Origin of the sequence: Caldimonas mangrovi, from assembly GCF_023721835.1 — a bacterium.
In the GTDB taxonomy this organism is placed as follows: domain Bacteria; phylum Pseudomonadota; class Gammaproteobacteria; order Burkholderiales; family Burkholderiaceae_C; genus Caldimonas; species Caldimonas mangrovi.
Genome location: NZ_JAMKFE010000011.1, coordinates 14163 through 31269 on the forward strand (window position 1 = coordinate 14163; position 17107 = coordinate 31269).

Below are 17107 nucleotides of genomic sequence, written 5' to 3' on the forward strand. Positions count from 1 at the left end.
GGGGCGGTTGCCCGCGCACACCTTGCCCGGTATACCTATGCTCGTTCATGACCTGTTGCCGCCGTCCGGTGCTGCATGCAGGTTGCGACGCCCCGGGCAGGCGGCGGAAAGCTCGCCCAACGACCTCGGAGGGATCTCCCGGTGTACATCTCCAACACGGATCTGCTGCCACCGCTGTTCGACCGGGTCCTCGCCTACTTCGACGTCAAGCGATCGGGCCATCTGCTGCGGGAAGACATCGTCAAGGGGCTCGAGAACGGCATCATCAACGCTGCTGCCGCTCACGTCCGCGCCCAGGTCGAAAGGCCCGTTCAGCCTGGCACTGCACGAACCGTCGAGCCCGGCATGGGCCTGGGCATTGCTCCGCCCGTGGCCCCCGGCGTGAGCATGACCTTGACCACCTCGGATCGCCTGTCGGGGGCCGACATCTCCCGCGCCGCATTGGTCCAGCAACTCCAGGCCCACACCGACCTCGACGCCGCGCTGATCGAGATCGCCCTGTTGCTGGTCGAGGCGCAGATCGACCTGCGCCTGAAAGGCGGGGTCGCCTTCAAGATTTCAGGCATCGAGTTCTCACGGCCGAACACCGAGCGGCCGGGCGCCGAGCTGCCGCCCGACACCGCGATGTGGTGCCGGTCCGTCCTCGCGCCAGCGCTGCAAAGCGCCACGGAAGACAGGCCCTCGGTCTGGACAGCGTTCGGCAAACGCAGGCCGGCCGGCATCCGCGTGTTGATCGATACCCTCCAGCTCAGCGGCACGCTGCGCGACGCAGTGCCCTACGAGATCAGGGTCGATCGACACCTGGTCGAGCCGCTGCTGGCGGAACCGCGCAGCGATCAACGCATACGGTTGCTGCATATCTCGGATCTTCACTTGGCGGCCGATCTCTCGGAGCCGGGCAGAAAGCTCGCCAGGCCGGTGCTGGCGCCGACCCACAGCTTCGACACCGCGCGGTTCGTGGCCTCGGCGGTGTCGTCGCTGCAGCCGCGCTACGACGCCGTGGTCGCAACGGGGGACCTGACCACCGACGGTGCCCGGGAGTCGTTCGAGACCGTGCTGCAGTATGTTCAAAGCGGCTCGATCACCGGCGCGAACCCGATGCGAATCGCCGCCTACGGGCTGAACGCGTCCAGGTCGCAGCGCATCTTGCTGCCGGGCAACCACGACCGGTATGCAGGCGCGACGGTCACCGGCCAACGACTGGACCTGACCTGCGAAGAGGTGCTCGGCACGCCGCGCGGGTACCCCTACCTGCTCGGCTACCGCCCGCATGGCCGCGAGGCCGATTCGCTGACCTTGCTCTTCCTGGTGTTCGATTCCAGCCTGCAGGCAGGACGCGGATCCGGGCTCAGCCCGGCGGACTGGGCACGCGCGCTGGCAAAGGGAGAAATCCGCGACGCCGAACTGCTGCAGGCACGCAAACTGATCGAAAACAAGGCAGCACAGCCGAGGGTCGAGCGTATCGGTGGCGGCTTCATCGATTTCAACCCCGGCAAGACGCTGCGCATCGCCCTGCTGCATCATCATCCGGTGACCAAGTACGCGAAGCCGGCCACGCCCGGCGACTCCTCGACGTTCTTCGGGTGGATGAAAGAGAAGCTCGTCAAACCCGTACAAGACTACCAAGGCCAGCAGGTCGCCGAAAACATGGCGATGGAGAACTCGGACGCCTTCCTGAGGTGCTGCTTCGACTGCGGCATACAGCTGGTCCTGTTCGGACACCAGCACGACCCTTACCAGCGGCTCATCCTCGACAAGGTCACGCCTGCCGCCGCGTCGCCGTTCGGCCCCGGGGCCGGGTACATGCGTGCATTCTGCTGTCCCACCACGCTCCAGTACGACGCCCCTGCGAACGGCTTCTACGTCTTCGACTTCGAGTCGGAAACGCGCGTCGAGTGGTCGATGCACGGCAACCAGCGTGTTGACGGGCAGCCCGCCGCGCCGATGAAGCTGTTGCAGCGGAAATCGTTCGATTTGAGCGTGCCGCCTTCCGCCGAAGAGCTCGAAGAATGCTACGCCCTCGAGCACTGAGTGCCGGCGACGCCCGGCACCGGCACTTCGTCAGAACAGCGCTCCCGCAGAGAAGTCGGCCGCGTGCGCCGTCAGCTGCTTCATCGCGGCGACCAGCGGCCGTGTGTCGTCGCGACGCCACTGGAACGAATACTGCAGCGGCGCCAGGTCCGGATCGCACCTGAGCTGCCGCAGCAACCCGCGCCGCTGCAGGGCCTGCGCCCAGCCTTGCGGCAACAGCCCCACCCCCACGCCTTCGACCAGCATGCCGGCCACGGCCCCCCAGTGGTTGCAGGTGATGCGCTGAGCCGCTTCCGCCCGCTGCGTGTCCAGCCAATCCCCGACGATGCGGGTGCTGCCCGCACCGGCAGGCAGCGTCACCAGCGACCATCGGGCCAGCAGCGCCGGTGTCAGGCGGCGCGCGCGGCCGACGACGGCGGTGGCGCCGCACCAGACGAACCTCGCCTGCGCAATGGGCTGCGACGCGACGGTGCTGCGCGACGACCGTCCCGCGATGACGGCGAAATCCAGCTCGCCGGCTTCGACCCGCTGCTCGAGGATTTCACCGTAGTTCACGTACGGCTCGACGGCCAGCGCGGGGTGCTCCTGCTGCATGCGCCTCACGAGCCGGGGCAGCCAGGTCAACGCGGTCAACTCCCCCACGCCGAAGCGGCAGGTGCCACGCAAGCCGGTCCGATGCCCGACGTCCAGCCGCAGCTGGTCGGCGGCCGACAGCAGTTCGCGCACCCGAGGCACGAGACGGCTGCCCGCCTCGGTCAGCACGGCCCGGTGCCCGGTACGGTCGAACAGCTGCTCGCCCAGCGACTCCTCGAGTTCGCCGATCCGCTTGGACAACGAAGACAGCGAAAGATGCACCCGCTGCGCCGCCACCGCAAAGCTCGCGCAGGTGGCTGCCCAGTAGAAGGCCTCCAGTTGCTTCAGCGTCATGTTCTAAAAAAGCGAATTTGCTTGGTGAAATATATTCGCTTTCAATGGATATGACGTGGGCATAGATTGGGCGCATCCCACCACAGCGCTTTCCATCCATGCCCCTCGCCGCCGCTTCCGACAAGCTCCCGTCCCTCGCCCGCAACCTGTTTCGGCCCGCTTCAAGGCGGCCGCCTCGGACGCTCCGGCACATCCTTGCCCTCGACGACTTCGAGCACTGCGCGCGGCGACGGCTGCCGCGGCCTCTGTTCGGTTATGTCAGCGGCGCGGCCGAAACCCATCTGTCGCTGAAGGACAACCGAGAAGCGTTCGGAACCTACGCCTTCAAGCCGCACGTCCTGGTCGACGTGTCCCGACGCGACCAACAGACGACGCTGTTCGGCCGGGCCTACGCGTCGCCGTTCGGCATCGCACCGATGGGGCTGGCGGCCCTGTCGGCCTACCGCGGTGACCTGGCTCTGGCCCGGGCTGCGCACGCTGCAAACATCCCGATGGTGCTGAGCGGCTCGTCGCTGATCCGACTCGAGGACGTCATCGAGGCGGCACCCGACGCCTGGTTCCAGGCCTACCTGCCGGGAGACCAGCGACGCATCGACGCGCTGCTGGACCGGGTGGCCGGCGCAGGCTACCGGACGCTGGTCCTCACGGTCGACATCCCGGTGGCCGGCAATCGCGAGAACAACGTGCGCAGCGGCTTCTCGACGCCGCTGCGGCCGTCGCTGCGGCTGGCATGGGAAGGCCTGACCCACCCGCGCTGGCTGTTCGGCACCTTCGCCCGCACGCTGCTGCGCCACGGCATGCCGCATTTCGAGAACTCCTACGCCGAGCGCGGGGCGCCGATCCTGTCGTCGAGCGTGCTGCGTGACTTCTCCGGGCGGGACCATCTGGACTGGGTCCACTTCGATCACATCAGGCGCCGCTGGCGTGGCGCGCTGGTCGTCAAGGGCATCCTGAGCGGCCGCGACGCCGCCATCGCGCGGGAGCGCGGCGCCGACGGCGTGATCGTCTCCAACCACGCGGGCCGGCAACTTGACGGCGCTGCAGCGCCGCTGCGGGTGCTGCCCGAGATCGTTGCCGCCTGCGGCGGCATGCCGGTGCTGATGGACAGCGGCGTGCGGCGCGGCACCGACGTGCTGAAAGCGCTTGCGCTCGGCGCCGCGTTCGTGTTCGTGGGCCGCCCCTTCACCTATGCCGCTGCCATCGCGGGCCAGGCGGGCGTGGCCCATGCGATCGCATTGCTGCAGGCCGAGATCGACCGCAACACGGCGCTGCTCGGCCTGCGCCACTGCACCGACATCACCCCCGAGTTCCTGCTGCGCCGCTGAAGGCATCGCGCTTTTTCATCCCACAACGTCGCAGACCTATCGGGTGAAACGCGCCACCTTCCTCCAGTTCATCGCCGGCGCCGCCTGCGCCACCGCCCTGCCGCCGCTGCACGCGCAGTCTGACCCGAGCAGGTGCTGGTCGAGGGCTGGCGCCTGCGCTGAGCTGAACAACGCCCTCGTGCCCCGAGCGCCGCCAACATGCGCATCGGTGACACGCGAGGCGGGGGCCCATGCCCGGAGCGGCGGGCCTACCGCGCAAAGAAGCGCAGAAGGTCTTGCGCCGTCTCGCGTGGGTTCTCTTCCGGGAAGAAGTGCCCGCCTGGCATGGCCACGCCGCTGACCTCGTCCGCCCACCCCTTCCACACGCCGACCGGTCCGCCTTGGCCTTCGTACCAGGTCGCAAGGCCTCCCTTCGAGCTCCACAGTGCCAGCAGCGGGCTTCCGATCTTCCTGCCCTCTTTCCGGTCGTCCTCGTCGTGCAGACGATCGAGCGTGGCCGCGGCCCGGTATTCCTCGCAGATGGCATGAACACGCGCAGGGTCCCGAAGCGCGTCGACATAGGCGGACCGCACCTCGTGCGGAAACGTCGCGACAGGCGTTCCCCAATGGGTCAGCGCGTTGCCCACGACGGCCTCGGGTGCCCCGGACAACAGCTGCTCTGGCAACGGCCACGGTTGGGCCAGCAGGCTCCAGGGCCAGAAGGCCAGGGCCATGTCAGCATGGGCGTGATGCCAGGCGGTGGACGTCGGCACGACATCGAGCACCGCGACACGGACGACATGCCGTGGCTGGTCGAGCGCCATCCGGTAGGCCACCCGCCCCCCGCGATCATGCCCGGCGACCAGGAAGCGCTCATGGCCCAGCCGGTGCATCGCTCTCACCATGTCGAGCGCCATCGCCCGCTTGCTGTAGCGCGCATGATCGGCGTCGGATTCCGGGCACCCGCTCTGTCCGTAGCCGGGCAGGTCGGCGCACACCACGGCGAAGCGGTGCGCGAGGACCGGAGCGACGTCACGCCACATCAGGTGGGACTGCGGGAAGCCGTGCAGCAGCAGCAGCGCAGGCCCTTCTCCTTTGCAACACGCGAAGATCGATGTTGTGCCGACGTCGATCATCCGTGTCTCGAAGCCACTGAACATTGCACCTCCGCGGGGCGTCAGGGATGCAGATCGGCGTGCAACTTGCGTACCGGCATCACCTCTTGCCCCGCCGGTCCACTGCGTCAGGGAAACGGCGACGACCGCGCCAGCCGCACCACGGTGACACCGGGTCGCAATTGCCGCAACGACGGCATGACCAGTGTGCAATGCTGGTACGGCGTGCGCACCGGACGGTCGTCGTCGTACGCGAGGATCGCGCCCGCGCGCTCGAAGGTTTCCAGGCCGGTGTAGCTGCCGGCGAACCTGAAGTTCATGCTGCGGGCAACGATTGCGTGCGTGACTTCAAGCAGCGTGCGCTGCGGTGGCACCGGCTTCAGCCAGGCCGCCGGCACCCGCTCGGGCACGACCACGCCAGACGCCACCAGGAACCGCGCCGCCATGTCGAGCGCCACTGCGTCGGCCGCCGGATCGAAGTGGTAGCCCGCTTCGAGCAGCAGCGCCATGGCGCCCTCGCGTCCGTCGGGCGCGAACTGCCCGTAGTCGCGCAAGCGGCAGCCGTCTGCATGCCCGGCATCCACCACGACGTGCTGCGGCGTGCCGAGCCGGCGAGCGAGCTGAAGATGGCGGGGGCTGGGCCCCGACAGCAGCAGCGGCCGGCTCGGCTCGTGCATCGAATGCAGGTCCAGCAGCCAGTCGGCGTCGCGCACGAAGGGCAGCAGTTCGAGCGCTCGCAGCCGCTCGCTGCTGGCCGGCATGCTCAGGGCCTCGTCGGTCCAGACCCGGTTCATGTCCTCCTCGACGTAGCGGGAGGCGTGCGGCGTGGCGGCGTCGAAGCGATCGAAGGCCCTCAGGTTGCACAGTGCCAAGGTCAGCACGCCGTGCGTCGGCCGCACCCCGGCGTCGAGCAATGCAGCGATGGCGCTCGCGCCGCTGAACTCGTTGCCGTGCATCAACGCGGTGATCAGCACGCGCCGGCCCGGCGTGCCGGCATCGAAGCGCCAGACCCCTTCAACCCCCGTATTGCCTTCCCGGTAGCGCGCGATATCGGGCGCCTTCGGCATGTCGAGCGTCGTTGTCATTCGGTGATGCGGGCAAAGTCGACGATGTCGGTGTACTTGTCGATCTCTTTCTTGAGAAAGGGCGCGAATTCAAGGTTCGGGGTCAGGGTCAGGCCGGCCGCCTGCAGCTTGGCGCTCACCTCCGGCTCGCCGACCACCGCCTTGAGTTCGGCACGCAGCTGGTCGATCACCGGTTGCGGCGTGCCGGCGGGCGCCAGCACCCCGAACCACAAGGTGAGGTCCATGCCACGCAGCTTCGGGTGTTCGGCCAGGGACGGAACGTCGGGCGCGACGGGCACGCGCTTGGCCGACGTCAGGCCGATCGCCTTCATGCGACCGTCCTTGATATAGGGCAAGGCACTGGACAGCACGAACACGCTGAAGTCGATCTGCCCGCCCAGCACGTCGGTCGCCATCGACGCCGCCCCCCGGTAGGGCACGTGCACCATCGACACCCCGGCCTTCTGCTTGACCATTTCTCCGGCCAGGTGCAGCGGCGTGCCGACACCGGCGCTCGCGTACATCGTCTGGTCGGGGTGAGCGGAAACGTGTCGAAGGAACTGGTCCGTATTGGAGATCGGCAGCTTCGAGCCGGCCACCAGCACCATCGGCTGGGTACCGACCAGGCCGATCGGCGTGAAGTTGCGGATCGGGTGGTAGGTCAGCTTCTTGTTCGTGAGGTGGTTGATGCCGACTTCGCTCGGCGAGCCGACCAGCAGGGTGTATCCGTCGGGTTGTGCCCCGGCCACCTTGGCGGCCGCGATGGTGCCCCCGGCGCCCGCGGCGTTCTCGACGATCACCGGTTGGCCGAGCCGCTTGGACAGCGACGGCGCGATGGCACGTCCCACCAGGTCGACGCTGCCCCCGGCCTGGTAGCCGACCATCAGCGTCACCGGCTTGTCGGGATAGCGGCCGGATTGGGCCGCCCCGGTGGCGGGCAGCAGCGCCAGCGCAGCGAGCGGGGCCAGAAATGCAGCACGGATCTTGAGGGACATGCGACTCTCCGTTGGAATGATGGCACCAGTGTTCCTTCAATGGGCGGCGCTCCTGTGCTCTGTCGGCACGCGCTCGTGCCTTGTCGGCACATCGACGGAACCGGCATCCGGGCAAGAACCGATTCCATGCAGGCGAGCCGCTCTCCACAATCTGCCATGGACCTGAAACTGCTCGAAGACCTGGCTGCGTTGGCAAGGGAGCGCAGCTTTGTCCGCGCAGCCGAGGCCCGGCACGTCACGCATCCTGCCTTCGGCAGACGCATCCGGGCGCTGGAATCCTGGGCCGGCGCGGTGCTGGTCGACCGCGGCCGCAGCCCGGTGCAGCTGACCGAGGCCGGGCTGGCCCTGCTGCAGCAGGCGCAGGCGCTGGTGGAAGGCCTCGCGCAGGCGCGCGAGCAGTTGCGCAGCCATCACGGTTCCATCGGGGGACCGGTCCTGCGCATCGGCGCTGGCCGCACCTTGGCCCGTACGATCGTCGCCGACTGGTTGACCCGGCTGGCGCGCCCGCGCCAACCCCTGCACGAGCAACGGGTGGAAGTGCACACGCGGTCGATGACCGAGGTGGTGACCCTGCTGGAACGTGGCGACGTCGACCTCGTATGCTGCTACGAGCATCCGGCGACGTCCGTGCGCCTGAGCAACCAGCGGTTCAGGCACCTGACGATGGCCCAGGACAAGCTGGTGCCGGTTTCGCGCACCAACGGCAAGGGCCAGCCGATGCACAGCCTGGCCACCGGGCCGCTGATTTCGTACGCAGCCTCGCTTTCGCTGGGTGCGCTGGTACTCGACCACATACGCCAGAGCGTGCCCGGCGCCGGTGCCCGAACGCGTTATGTCTGCGACTCTGCCGACGCCATCCAGGAGTTCGTGCTGAAGGGCCTCGGCGTCGCCTGGTTGCCGTGGTCGATGGTGGCCTCCGACTGCCGCAGCGGCATCCTGGCGCCGCTGGGCAATCGCAGCGACGAGGTGCACTTCCAGGTGCGCCTGTACCGGCCGCGCCTGCGGCAGTCACCGCTGCTCGAACAGGTGTGGGACGCCACCGATCAATGAAGCGGTGCAGCACCCATCCCGGCCCGTTCGACGGTTTCGGCGAACTTGTGCAGTTCGGTCCGAAGAAAGCCGGCGAAGTCCGCGTTCTCCATCAGTGACAGCCCGTCTGCTTCCAGGGCCGACCGCAGCTCCGGCTGCCGCAACGCCTCGCGCAGTTCCGTGCGCAGACGCTCGGCGACTGCCGGGGGCAGCCTGGCCGGCCCGAACAGACCGAACCACACGCCGACGTCCAGGCCGCGCAGGCGCGGATGCGCCCCGAGCACCGGGAGATCCCTCGCGGCTGCAGATCCGGACGCCTGGGTGAGCCCCAGCACCCGCAGCTTCCCGTCACGCACGTGGGGCATCGCGCTCGACAGCACCATCACGGCAAACTCGGTGCGGCCGCTGAGCAGGTCCGGCAGCATCAGCCCGGCACCGCGGTAGGGCACGTGCTCCATCGGCGCGCCCGACAAGCGCTTGATCGTCTCGCCCGCCAAATGCAGCGGGGTGCCGTGACCCGCTGTGCCGTAGCGTGCCTGCCGTTTGTGCGACGTCGCATATGCGAGGAAGCCATCGAGGTTGCGCACGGAGGAGGCGCCGCTCGCCACCAGCACGAGCGGCTGGCTGCCGACGGCACCGATCGGTGTCAGGTCCTTCAACGGATCGAACCGCCCGCGACGGTCCAGCAGGTGGTTGATGCCGATCTCGGCGGGCGAGCCCAGCAGCAGCGTGTGTCCGTCCGGCGCCGCCAGCGCGACGGTGACCGCGGCGATGGAGCCGCTGGCGCCTGCCAGGTTCTCGACCGATACCGGCTGCCCCAGCCGGCGCGACAGCACGGGCGCAACGCGGCGGGCCACGAGGTCGACGCTTCCACCGGCGGCATAGCCCACCACAAGCTTGATCGGCCCGGCCGGAAACGCCGCAGGCTGCGCAGCGACCGGCCGGTGCCCGAACGCCAGCGTCAGCAGCACCACCAGCCCCAGCCAGAGCCGCGAACCCGCGCCAAGAAAAATGTCCTGCTTCATGCATTCCTCCGGTCGACAGCAGCAGTGTGGCCACCGCACGGCGCGCCGGCGTTGCCAGGCCTGCACTGCCACGTGCCGATGAAGCACGGGCCCCGGCTACCTGCGGTACCTGCCGTCGTCGGTCAGCATGCTCAACTCGACATAGGCCGACCCGGTGCGGCGGCCTGGCCCGTAGCCGACTTCGATGCCGCCCAGGTCGTGCCGCCGCAGCGATTCCAAGGCCTGCACGAAGCCTTCACGCGTCAGTGCGGACCCTGCCCGTTTCAAACCCTCGACGAGCACCTTGGCCGAGAGGTAGGCCTCCATCGCGGCATAGGACACGTCCGCTTCGGGCCGGCCGGCCAGCAGTCGCCGCAGTTCCCGGCTCGCAGCAGTGCTGTGGTTGCCGGGCGGCGGCGTCACCTGGCTGACGATGACGCCACGCGCATGAACCCCCAGTTCACGGGCGAAGCCGGCCGACGAGTTGTTCGACAGCGTCATGAAGACGGCCGACACACCCGAGGCACGCGCTGCGGCAATGAACTCGGCGACGCGCCTGGAGGAGCCGATGCACACCACGGCGTGGGGACGTGCATCCGCCAGAGCCCGTGCCTGCTGCGAAAAGTCGGTCTCTGCCGCCGCGAAGCTGCCCTCGTACACCGACGTGACTGCGGTCTGCCGCACGCCTTCCCGATAGCCCTCGGCACCGTCGCGGCCGAATGCATCGTCCACGTGGACCAGTGCGACGCGCTGCTGGCTCACGAGCGCGAAATGCCGCAGCGCGGCGATCACCTCGTCGCGGTAGCGGGCACGGACGTTGAAGACGTAACGATTGGCGGGATCGTGGAAGACGCTGGCGCCGCTGTTGGGCGCGACGAACGGAATCCTGCCCGCGCTCGCATGGGCCATGGCCATGCTGCTGCCGGTGGTGCCGCCGAACAGGAACAGCGCGAATGGCCGCTGCTGGGCCAGGATGCGGCGCAACGCGTCTTCGGTGCGCAAGTCCTCGTTCGCCGTCTGCAGCGCGATGCGCCGGCCATGGATGCCGCCGCCGGCGTTGATCGCTTCGAAGTAGGCGCGCAGCGCTGCTTCCTGCTCGCGCCCCTTGGCCCCGGCGGGGCCTTCGAGCGCGATCACCCGGCTGATCGTGATCGCGTCGGCCGTGATGCCGTCGTCGGCGGCCCGCAGCCAGTCCGGCCACGCTCCCGCTCCCGCGCACAACGACCGCAGCAGCACCCGCCGCCGCAAGCTGCAGTCTCGCCCCATGACGGTCTCCTCGCAAAGAAAAATCCGGCCCCGGATACCGCCCGCGCGGCCCGCCTTCCCCCTGCCTGGCGGACGATGCCCGGTGCGTGCTGCCACCGAAGCCGGTCAAACGCGACGTCAAACCGGCAACGGGCCGGTCATTCGAGCGAGATCCTGGCCGCCTCGACGATGTCGCGGTACACCTCGGCCTGCGGCTTGATGAAGGCCGACAGGCCCTTGCCACCCAGCGGCGCCACGGTGAAGCCCGAATCGGCGAGCTTCTTGCGCAACTCGGGCTCCTCGAGTGCGGCCAGCAGCGCCTTTTCATAAGCGGCGACCACTGCGGCCGGCGTGCCGGCCTTGGCGAACAGGCCCTGCCAAAGCGGAAGCGACACGCCGTTGAAGCCCTCCTCGTCGCCGATGCGCTTGACGCTCGACAACGCCGGCTCGCGCGTCGCGTCGGACACCGACAACGCCTTGATGCGGCCGTCCTTGAGGTGCGGCATCGCGGTCGACAGCACGAGCACGGCGGCATCGACCTGCTGGCCGATCAGGTCGTTGGCGATATGGGCACCGCCACGATAGGGCACGTGCACCATCGAGACCCTGGCCTGCTTGCTGATCAGCGCCGCATAGAAGTGCTGCATGGTGCCGATGCCCGGTGTCGCGTAGGTCAGGTGGCTGCCCTCCTTGCGCGCGGCCGCGATCAGGTCGGACAGGGTCGAATACCGGGAGCTTGCCGGCACCGCGATGACCATCGGCACGGTGGTCAGCCGGCCGAGCGGCACGAAATCCCTCTCCCAGCTGTGCTTGACCTTGGAGTTCACCATCGGGATCACCACGGTGTCGGTGCCGCCCATGTAGATCGCGCTGCCGTCGGCCGATGCGTTGAGCACGCGCTGCACGGCGAGCATGCCGCTGGCGCCGGCCACGTTCTCGATGATGACCTGGCGCCCCAGCCGCTTGCCCATTTCGGGAGCGACGACACGTGCGACGAGATCGGCGCTGCCGCCCGCCGAGTAGCCGACGATCAGGGAGATCGGCTTGTCGCTCTGCGCCTGCACGGGTTGGAGGCCGGCCAGGCCCAGCGCGACGATGCCGACTGCTGCGAGGACTATGCGTTTCATCGTTGCTCCCTTCAGAAGGTGTGCTTGAAGCCGGTGTCGAAGGCGGTCGTGCGGGTGTCGCCGTCACGTTTGGCCGATCCGACGTTGAAGTAGAGCAAGCTGCGCTTGCTCAAGGTGTACTCGGTGCCGGCGCCGAGCATCCACGCGTCGAGGTCGCTCTCGGGGCGGTGCGCGCCGTAGGACGCATACACGCGGCCATACGAGACCGGCACGCGGGCCGACAGGCTGAACGACGTGGCGTCGCCATTCACGCCACCCTTGGCCCGGGCGTAGTTGAAGGTCGGGAACACAACGCCGAAATCGTAGCCACCGGCGAGGATCATCAGGTTGTTGTCGGCGTCCAGCCGGTCGAAGGCAGCCCCGGCCCAGATCGGGCCCTGCTTGAACTGCAGGTTGCCCGAAGTGTTGCGCCGGCGCTGGCCCTCGCCCAGCGCGGTGGCCAGCTCGAAGCTCACGCCGCCGAATGCGGGCGACTTGTAGCCGACGGAATTGGACCAGCGCAGGTTGGACGCCTCGATCGACGACGGCACTGCGGTGTAGCCGGCATAGGTGTAGGCAGAACCGAGCTGGCTGACATAGCTCCAGGAGGTGGGATCGGCGAACAGCGGCACCCAGTACGCCGCCGAGTATTCGCGGCCGGCATACAGCTCGCCCCACTTGTCGCTGCCGAGGGCCACCACCGAGCGACCGAGCCAGAAGACACCCGCGTTGCTCGACGTGCCGGTATCGGCCGCGAAGCGATGCTCGAACTGGAAGCGGGCGTAGCCGCCGTTGCCCAGGTCTTCCCGGCCTCGAAATCCGAGCCGCGACGTGTTGCCGGCCTTGACGATCCACTGGTCAGGGGTACTGCGTCCCGGCAGCATCGCGCCGGGCGTCGTGCCGTCGTTCGCCCGGGTGATGCCCTGGTCGATGATTCCGTAGATCGTCACGGTCGATTGCGCGCTGGCCCCCGCGGCGCCGAGCAGGGCGGCCAGGGCACAGGCGGCAGGCAGGGGGCAGCGGGGCACACCGACGGCGTGCGTCCGGGAGGCGGATGTCTTCACGGGATGTCTCCTGTTGTTCACGCTGGAATGCGGTCAGCGCACATGCAGTGTATTTGTGTTTCGTGTATTGTGTCAATGTATTGTATTGATCCAATTACAGCACGGCCACTCACGTGGTAATACGCTCAAACGCTCAACACACACCGTATTTGTATGCACACCGGAATGTTCGACTCCTTCGTGACCCGCCATTGGTTCCATGCGGAGGCCAAACGCCTCTGGAGCGACGAGGCCACCCTGCAGGCATGGCTCGACGTGGAAGCCGCCCTTGCCCAGGCTCAGGCCGGCCTGGGACTGATTCCTGCCGAGGCAGCGGCGACGATTGCGGCCCATGCCGACGCCCGGCTGTTCGACACCGAGCGGCTGGCCGAGGAGATCGCATTCGCACAACACCCGCTGGTGCCGGTGCTGCATCGCTTCGAGGAGCTTTGCGGCGAGCCTGCCGCCGGATACCTCCACTGGGGCGCGACGACGCAGAACATCTTCGACACTGCCAGCGCGCTGCAAATGACCGCGACGCATGCGGTGATCGCCCGGCATCTCGAGCAGGCCATCGATGCGCTATCGCGCCTGGCCCTCGAGCACCGTGTCACCGCTCAGGCCGGGCGCACGCACGGCCAACACGCGTTGCCGATGACGTTCGGCTTCAAGGTGAGCGGCTGGATCGACGAACTGGACCGTGAGCGCACGCGGCTCGACGAACGACTCGCCGGCGCCTTCCCGGCATGCATGGGCGGCGCCATCGGCACTTTTGCGGCAATGGGACCTGCCGGCCGCGAGGTGGAGCGGCAGCTCGCGGCACTGCTAGGGCTGCGTCCAGCCGGGCTGCCGATGCGCTCCTCGTATGACCGCGCGAGCGACTACATCGCCGCGCTGGGCCTGCTCGCCGGGACAGCGCAGAAGATCGCACAGGACGTGGTGTTCATGCAGCGCACCGAGATTGGCGAGGCAGCCGAGTCTTTTCACGTCGGCAAGGTCGGCAGCTCGACCATGGCGCACAAGCGCAACCCGTCGACCGCATTGCTGCTGGCCAGCCTTGCGCGCATGCTGCGCGCCCGCGTGCCGGCCGCACTCGAAGCCATGGTGCGCATGGACGAAGGCGACTCGTCCGCCACCAACGTCACCGACACGCTGCTGCCGGAAGCGGCGATCATCGCCGCCTCGGTCGCACAGACGCTGCAGCGGCTCGCGCAAGGGCTGGTCGTCGATCCTCAAGCGATGCAGCGCAACCTCACGTGCACGCAGGGTCTGATCGCTTCGGAAGCAGTGATGATGCGCCTCACGCCCCTGATCGGCCGGCACATGGCCCATCGCGTGCTGTACGACGCTGCGCAGCGGGCTCGATCAGAGTGCGTGCCGTTCCTGACAGCGATCGTGGAGCATCCGCTGCTGCAGGGCCTGGAACTGCCGCCGACGCTGGCGCAGGCACTCGAGCCGAGCCGCTACGTCGGTGGCTCGGCAAGCCTCACCGACGAGACCGTGGCACGCGTGCAGAGGCGCTGATGTGCTGCATCGCGCCTGAGCTCACCTGCGGGACGGCGGCACCACCGACGCCCCGGACAGGCGGCGAACCGGCGTGAACCGCACCCCGTACGGCGCCGAGGGCTCGGCCCAGCGCTCCTGGATCGCCTGGTACAGCATCTCCACCTGGTCGGCGACGCTGCATCCGACGACATCGAAGAAGCCGGCATGCTCGTTGTGCAGGTCGGTGCGCCCGAGCAGCACCACACTGAGTGCACCCGGGACCGTGATGCCGGCATCGGCCAGCAAGCTGCGGAATGCCGCACCGTCCTCGATCCCCCAGGCGACCAGCGCGCTGATCGGCAGCCGTCCGGCCGCATCGGCCATGGCCTTCAGCTGGTTCACGAGCGTCTCGGCATAGCGTTCGTCCGGCATCAGGGGAACGCTGATGTCGTGCAGCGTGACGTCGGCCAGCGACTCGCGCAAATGTTGGAAGCGCCTGCGGCCCAGTTGGGTGGCGAGAAAAGGCTGGGCCGTGCTCGCATAGGCGATGCTTCGATGCCCCGCTCGCTGCAACGTCGCCACCGCCTGGGCCAGAGGTTCGCCCCATTCGGTGCCCACCGCCTCCACATCGGCTCCCACCAGGGCGGCGCCATCGACGGCGAGCACCCGGCACTTGTCGCGCAGGGGCGCGAGCAGATCGATCGGCAGGGTGCGATAAGTGGATTGCACGACGCAGGCGTCGAAGGATGGCAAGGCCTTCAACACCGTACGCGCATGCTCCGAATCGGTGTACGACACCTCCAGCACCGGGTGTCCTTCGGACGCGAAGCGGCGGTGCAGGCCTTCGACCAGCACCCGTCCGCGCGCGATGCTGATCGAGCGGCGCAACAGCAGCACCGACCGGGTGGCCGCCGCTCGAGGGAGTGGCTCGGCACCATGGGCGGTCTCGTCGGGCGACGTGGCGCGCCCTTCTCCCCGGAAGTAGGTGCCGCGCCCGACCTGCGATTCGATCAGCCCCCGGGTCTTCAGATCGTGGAACGCACGCTGCACGAGCACCTGAGAAGCGCCGAAGCGCCGCATCAGCTCGCGGATCGGGGGAAGCCGGTCCCCCGGGCGGGCCTCGCCGGCCAGCGCCTCGAGAAAGCGGCCTAACTCTTGTTCTGGACTTTGCATCGCAAAACAATACAACACATTCGCAATATCGATGCACTTGAGCACCGCTGCCTCGATGTATCGGCATCTCGCCTGCGGCCGTGGCAGCGAGGTGCCGGGAACACACGTTGCCTCAGGGCTGCGTGTGCCGGTCCCGCGCTCCGGTCGATCGACTCGGGCGGCATCAGGCGCGAAAGGAGCCAGCATGCGCAAGTGCCTCGGTATCGTGTTGTCCGTCAGCATGGCCGTCCTGGCCGTGCGCGGCAGCGCCGACCCGCTGCCCGCCGACGCCACCTACCGGCCGCTGCCGACCCTGCCGTTCTCTGCCGTAAAAGCTGCAGACGAAGCGCAAAAAGCGGCCGTGATGGCACGCCAGAAGGCGCTGCTGAACACACGCTACGACCTGTCGAACCGGCCGATCCCCGGCGTCATGATGTCGGGCGGGCGCAAACCTGTACAAGGCGGTGTGCGTGTCAAGCTGCCGGCGGGCGCCACCTGGGAATCGCTGTCGCAGATGAGCCCCCGGGAAATCAAGGAGAAGGGCTTGCTGCCGCAAGGCTTCCAGCCGCTGCCGCACGTGAAGCAGGCCAGCGGCGGACAGGTCTTCCCACAGCTGCAGATCGACGAGATCGACCGGCAGGAACAGCGCGACCTGCGCCGTTTCGACGTCGACTTCGACCTGCCCGACCACCTGACGCCCGAGTTCCCGGCGCCGATCTTCCTGACCACGCACCCGCACCTGGGCGACGTTTCGCGCGGGCAACTGCTGACCCTGACCAACTTCTACGAGATCCTCAACGGCATCGTCACGCCGGTGCAGATGGAAGGCATGCGCTTGCTGCTGACGCCCTTTCCGCAGGAAGAGTTCAATCAGACCGAGGACCGCAAGGTGGCGCTGCCCAGTCGCGGCGTGTCGTGCATGGACTGCCATGCCAACTTCCACAGCAACGCGGCTTTCCACCTGACGCCGGACATCCGTCCGCAGGCCTCGCGCTTCCGGCTCGACAGCACCAGCCTGCGCGGCATGTTCAACCAGCAGATCCACGGCTCCAAGCGGTCGCTGCGCTCGATCGAGGACTTCACCGAATTCGAGCAGCGCACCGCCTACTTCAACGGCGACCACGTCAGCGCCACGCGCAAGGGCGCCCACCTGCCCGATCGCACCAACCAGGTCGCGATGATGGCGCAGATGCAGAACATCATCGACTTTCCGCCCGCGCCCAAGCTCGAGGTGTTCGGCCGGCTCGATCCGGCCCGCGCCACGCCCCAGGAACTGGCCGGCGAGCGCCTGTTCCACGGCAAGGCGAGATGCGCCGAGTGCCACGTGCCGGCCAAGGGCTTCCTCGACCACCAGATGCACGACCTGAAGCTGGAACGCTTTTACCGCAGCGTCAGCGTCAACGATTTCGTGCCGCTGCCCGATGGCCCCATCAAGACCTTCACGCTGCGAGGCATCAAGGATTCCCCTCCCTACATGCACGACGGTCGACTGCTGACGCTGGCCGACACCGTCGAGTTCTTCAACCTCGTGCTCGGGCTCAAGCTGACCCAGCCCGAGAAAGAGGCGCTCACGAGCTACATGCTCGCGCTGTAATGCCAACGACACC

The 17107-nt window shown here is 68.1% G+C and carries 14 protein-coding genes; 5 read left to right on the top strand and 9 right to left on the bottom strand.

The window, feature by feature from the left end; all coding sequences use genetic code 11:
- Positions 1-141: 141 nt before the first annotated feature.
- Complete coding sequence (locus M8A51_RS17235; protein WP_251779759.1) at positions 142-2031, top strand: metallophosphoesterase family protein; 1890 nt, start codon at positions 142-144, stop codon at positions 2029-2031.
- Positions 2032-2061: 30 nt separating this feature from the next.
- On the opposite strand, the gene M8A51_RS17240 is transcribed toward M8A51_RS17235, so the two are convergent.
- On the bottom strand, positions 2062-2958 hold the full coding sequence (locus M8A51_RS17240; RefSeq protein WP_251779760.1) for a LysR family transcriptional regulator: 897 nt from the start codon (positions 2956-2958) through the stop codon (positions 2062-2064).
- Between the two features lie 98 nt (positions 2959-3056).
- Here M8A51_RS17240 and M8A51_RS17245 point away from each other — a divergent pair, with 98 nt between their 5' ends.
- Positions 3057-4283, top strand: a complete 1227-nt coding sequence (locus M8A51_RS17245) for an alpha-hydroxy acid oxidase (RefSeq protein ID WP_251779761.1) — start codon at positions 3057-3059, stop codon at positions 4281-4283.
- 248 nt (positions 4284-4531) lie between these two features.
- On the opposite strand, the gene M8A51_RS17250 is transcribed toward M8A51_RS17245, so the two are convergent.
- The 3 genes from M8A51_RS17250 to M8A51_RS17260 all read right to left on the bottom strand — a co-directional run bounded on the left by M8A51_RS17250 (position 4532) and on the right by M8A51_RS17260 (position 7436).
- Positions 4532-5398: an alpha/beta fold hydrolase gene (locus M8A51_RS17250; RefSeq protein ID WP_251779762.1), complete on the bottom strand. Its 867-nt coding sequence runs from the start codon at positions 5396-5398 to the stop codon at positions 4532-4534.
- Positions 5399-5505: 107 nt separating this feature from the next.
- The gene (locus tag M8A51_RS17255; protein ID WP_251779763.1) at positions 5506-6462 is read right to left on the bottom strand and encodes a M14 family metallopeptidase; all 957 of its coding nucleotides are present in this window, start codon (positions 6460-6462) and stop codon (positions 5506-5508) included.
- On the bottom strand, positions 6459-7436 hold the full coding sequence (locus M8A51_RS17260; RefSeq protein WP_251779764.1) for a Bug family tripartite tricarboxylate transporter substrate binding protein: 978 nt from the start codon (positions 7434-7436) through the stop codon (positions 6459-6461). The genes M8A51_RS17255 and M8A51_RS17260 overlap by 4 nt, the downstream gene beginning before the upstream one ends.
- A 156-nt stretch (positions 7437-7592) precedes the next feature.
- On the opposite strand from M8A51_RS17260, the gene M8A51_RS17265 reads away from it, so the two are divergent.
- Positions 7593-8486: a LysR family transcriptional regulator gene (locus M8A51_RS17265; protein WP_251779765.1), complete on the top strand. Its 894-nt coding sequence runs from the start codon at positions 7593-7595 to the stop codon at positions 8484-8486.
- Here the strand turns inward: M8A51_RS17265 and M8A51_RS17270 are convergent.
- The 4 genes from M8A51_RS17270 to M8A51_RS17285 all read right to left on the bottom strand — a co-directional run bounded on the left by M8A51_RS17270 (position 8480) and on the right by M8A51_RS17285 (position 12884).
- Positions 8480-9490 (bottom strand): Bug family tripartite tricarboxylate transporter substrate binding protein, encoded by a 1011-nt coding sequence (locus tag M8A51_RS17270; RefSeq protein ID WP_251779766.1) that lies wholly within the window; start codon positions 9488-9490, stop codon positions 8480-8482. The genes M8A51_RS17265 and M8A51_RS17270 overlap by 7 nt on opposite strands.
- Positions 9491-9586: 96 nt before the next feature.
- Positions 9587-10735 carry an ABC transporter substrate-binding protein gene (locus M8A51_RS17275; protein WP_251779767.1) on the bottom strand — a complete coding sequence of 383 codons (1149 nt, stop codon included), beginning with the start codon at positions 10733-10735 and terminating at the stop codon, positions 9587-9589.
- A 137-nt stretch (positions 10736-10872) separates the two neighbouring features.
- Positions 10873-11841, bottom strand: a complete 969-nt coding sequence (locus M8A51_RS17280; protein WP_251779768.1) for a Bug family tripartite tricarboxylate transporter substrate binding protein — start codon at positions 11839-11841, stop codon at positions 10873-10875.
- Between the two features lie 11 nt (positions 11842-11852).
- Entirely contained in the window at positions 11853-12884 is a 1032-nt protein-coding gene (locus M8A51_RS17285) for a porin (RefSeq protein ID WP_251779769.1), read from the bottom strand.
- A gap of 165 nt (positions 12885-13049) precedes the next feature.
- Between M8A51_RS17285 and M8A51_RS17290 the strand changes: the two genes are divergently transcribed.
- Positions 13050-14387, top strand: coding sequence for a class-II fumarase/aspartase family protein (locus tag M8A51_RS17290; protein ID WP_251779770.1), 1338 nt, complete (start codon positions 13050-13052; stop codon positions 14385-14387).
- 21 nt (positions 14388-14408) lie between these two features.
- Here M8A51_RS17290 and M8A51_RS17295 read toward each other — a convergent pair whose 3' ends face one another.
- Complete coding sequence (locus M8A51_RS17295) at positions 14409-15521, bottom strand: GntR family transcriptional regulator (protein ID WP_251779771.1); 1113 nt, start codon at positions 15519-15521, stop codon at positions 14409-14411.
- 184 nt (positions 15522-15705) lie between these two features.
- Between M8A51_RS17295 and M8A51_RS17300 the strand changes: the two genes are divergently transcribed.
- Positions 15706-17094, top strand: a complete 1389-nt coding sequence (locus M8A51_RS17300) for a hypothetical protein (RefSeq protein WP_251779772.1) — start codon at positions 15706-15708, stop codon at positions 17092-17094.
- Positions 17095-17107: the final 13 nt, after the last annotated feature.

Excerpts from the sequence above, each read along its gene's own strand:
- M8A51_RS17240 (WP_251779760.1), bottom strand. The coding sequence starts at position 2,958 with ATGACGCTGAAGCAACTGGAGGCCTTCTACTGGGCAGCCACCTGCGCG.
- M8A51_RS17245 (WP_251779761.1), top strand. The coding sequence starts at position 3,057 with ATGCCCCTCGCCGCCGCTTCCGACAAGCTCCCGTCCCTCGCCCGCAAC.
- M8A51_RS17250 (WP_251779762.1), bottom strand. The coding sequence starts at position 5,398 with ATGATCGACGTCGGCACAACATCGATCTTCGCGTGTTGCAAAGGAGAA.
- M8A51_RS17255 (WP_251779763.1), bottom strand. The coding sequence starts at position 6,462 with ATGACAACGACGCTCGACATGCCGAAGGCGCCCGATATCGCGCGCTAC.
- M8A51_RS17260 (WP_251779764.1), bottom strand. The coding sequence starts at position 7,436 with ATGTCCCTCAAGATCCGTGCTGCATTTCTGGCCCCGCTCGCTGCGCTG.
- M8A51_RS17265 (WP_251779765.1), top strand. The coding sequence starts at position 7,593 with ATGGACCTGAAACTGCTCGAAGACCTGGCTGCGTTGGCAAGGGAGCGC.
- M8A51_RS17270 (WP_251779766.1), bottom strand. The coding sequence starts at position 9,490 with ATGAAGCAGGACATTTTTCTTGGCGCGGGTTCGCGGCTCTGGCTGGGG.
- M8A51_RS17275 (WP_251779767.1), bottom strand. The coding sequence starts at position 10,735 with ATGGGGCGAGACTGCAGCTTGCGGCGGCGGGTGCTGCTGCGGTCGTTG.
- M8A51_RS17280 (WP_251779768.1), bottom strand. The coding sequence starts at position 11,841 with ATGAAACGCATAGTCCTCGCAGCAGTCGGCATCGTCGCGCTGGGCCTG.
- M8A51_RS17290 (WP_251779770.1), top strand. The coding sequence starts at position 13,050 with ATGTTCGACTCCTTCGTGACCCGCCATTGGTTCCATGCGGAGGCCAAA.
- M8A51_RS17295 (WP_251779771.1), bottom strand. The coding sequence starts at position 15,521 with ATGCAAAGTCCAGAACAAGAGTTAGGCCGCTTTCTCGAGGCGCTGGCC.
- M8A51_RS17300 (WP_251779772.1), top strand. The coding sequence starts at position 15,706 with ATGCGCAAGTGCCTCGGTATCGTGTTGTCCGTCAGCATGGCCGTCCTG.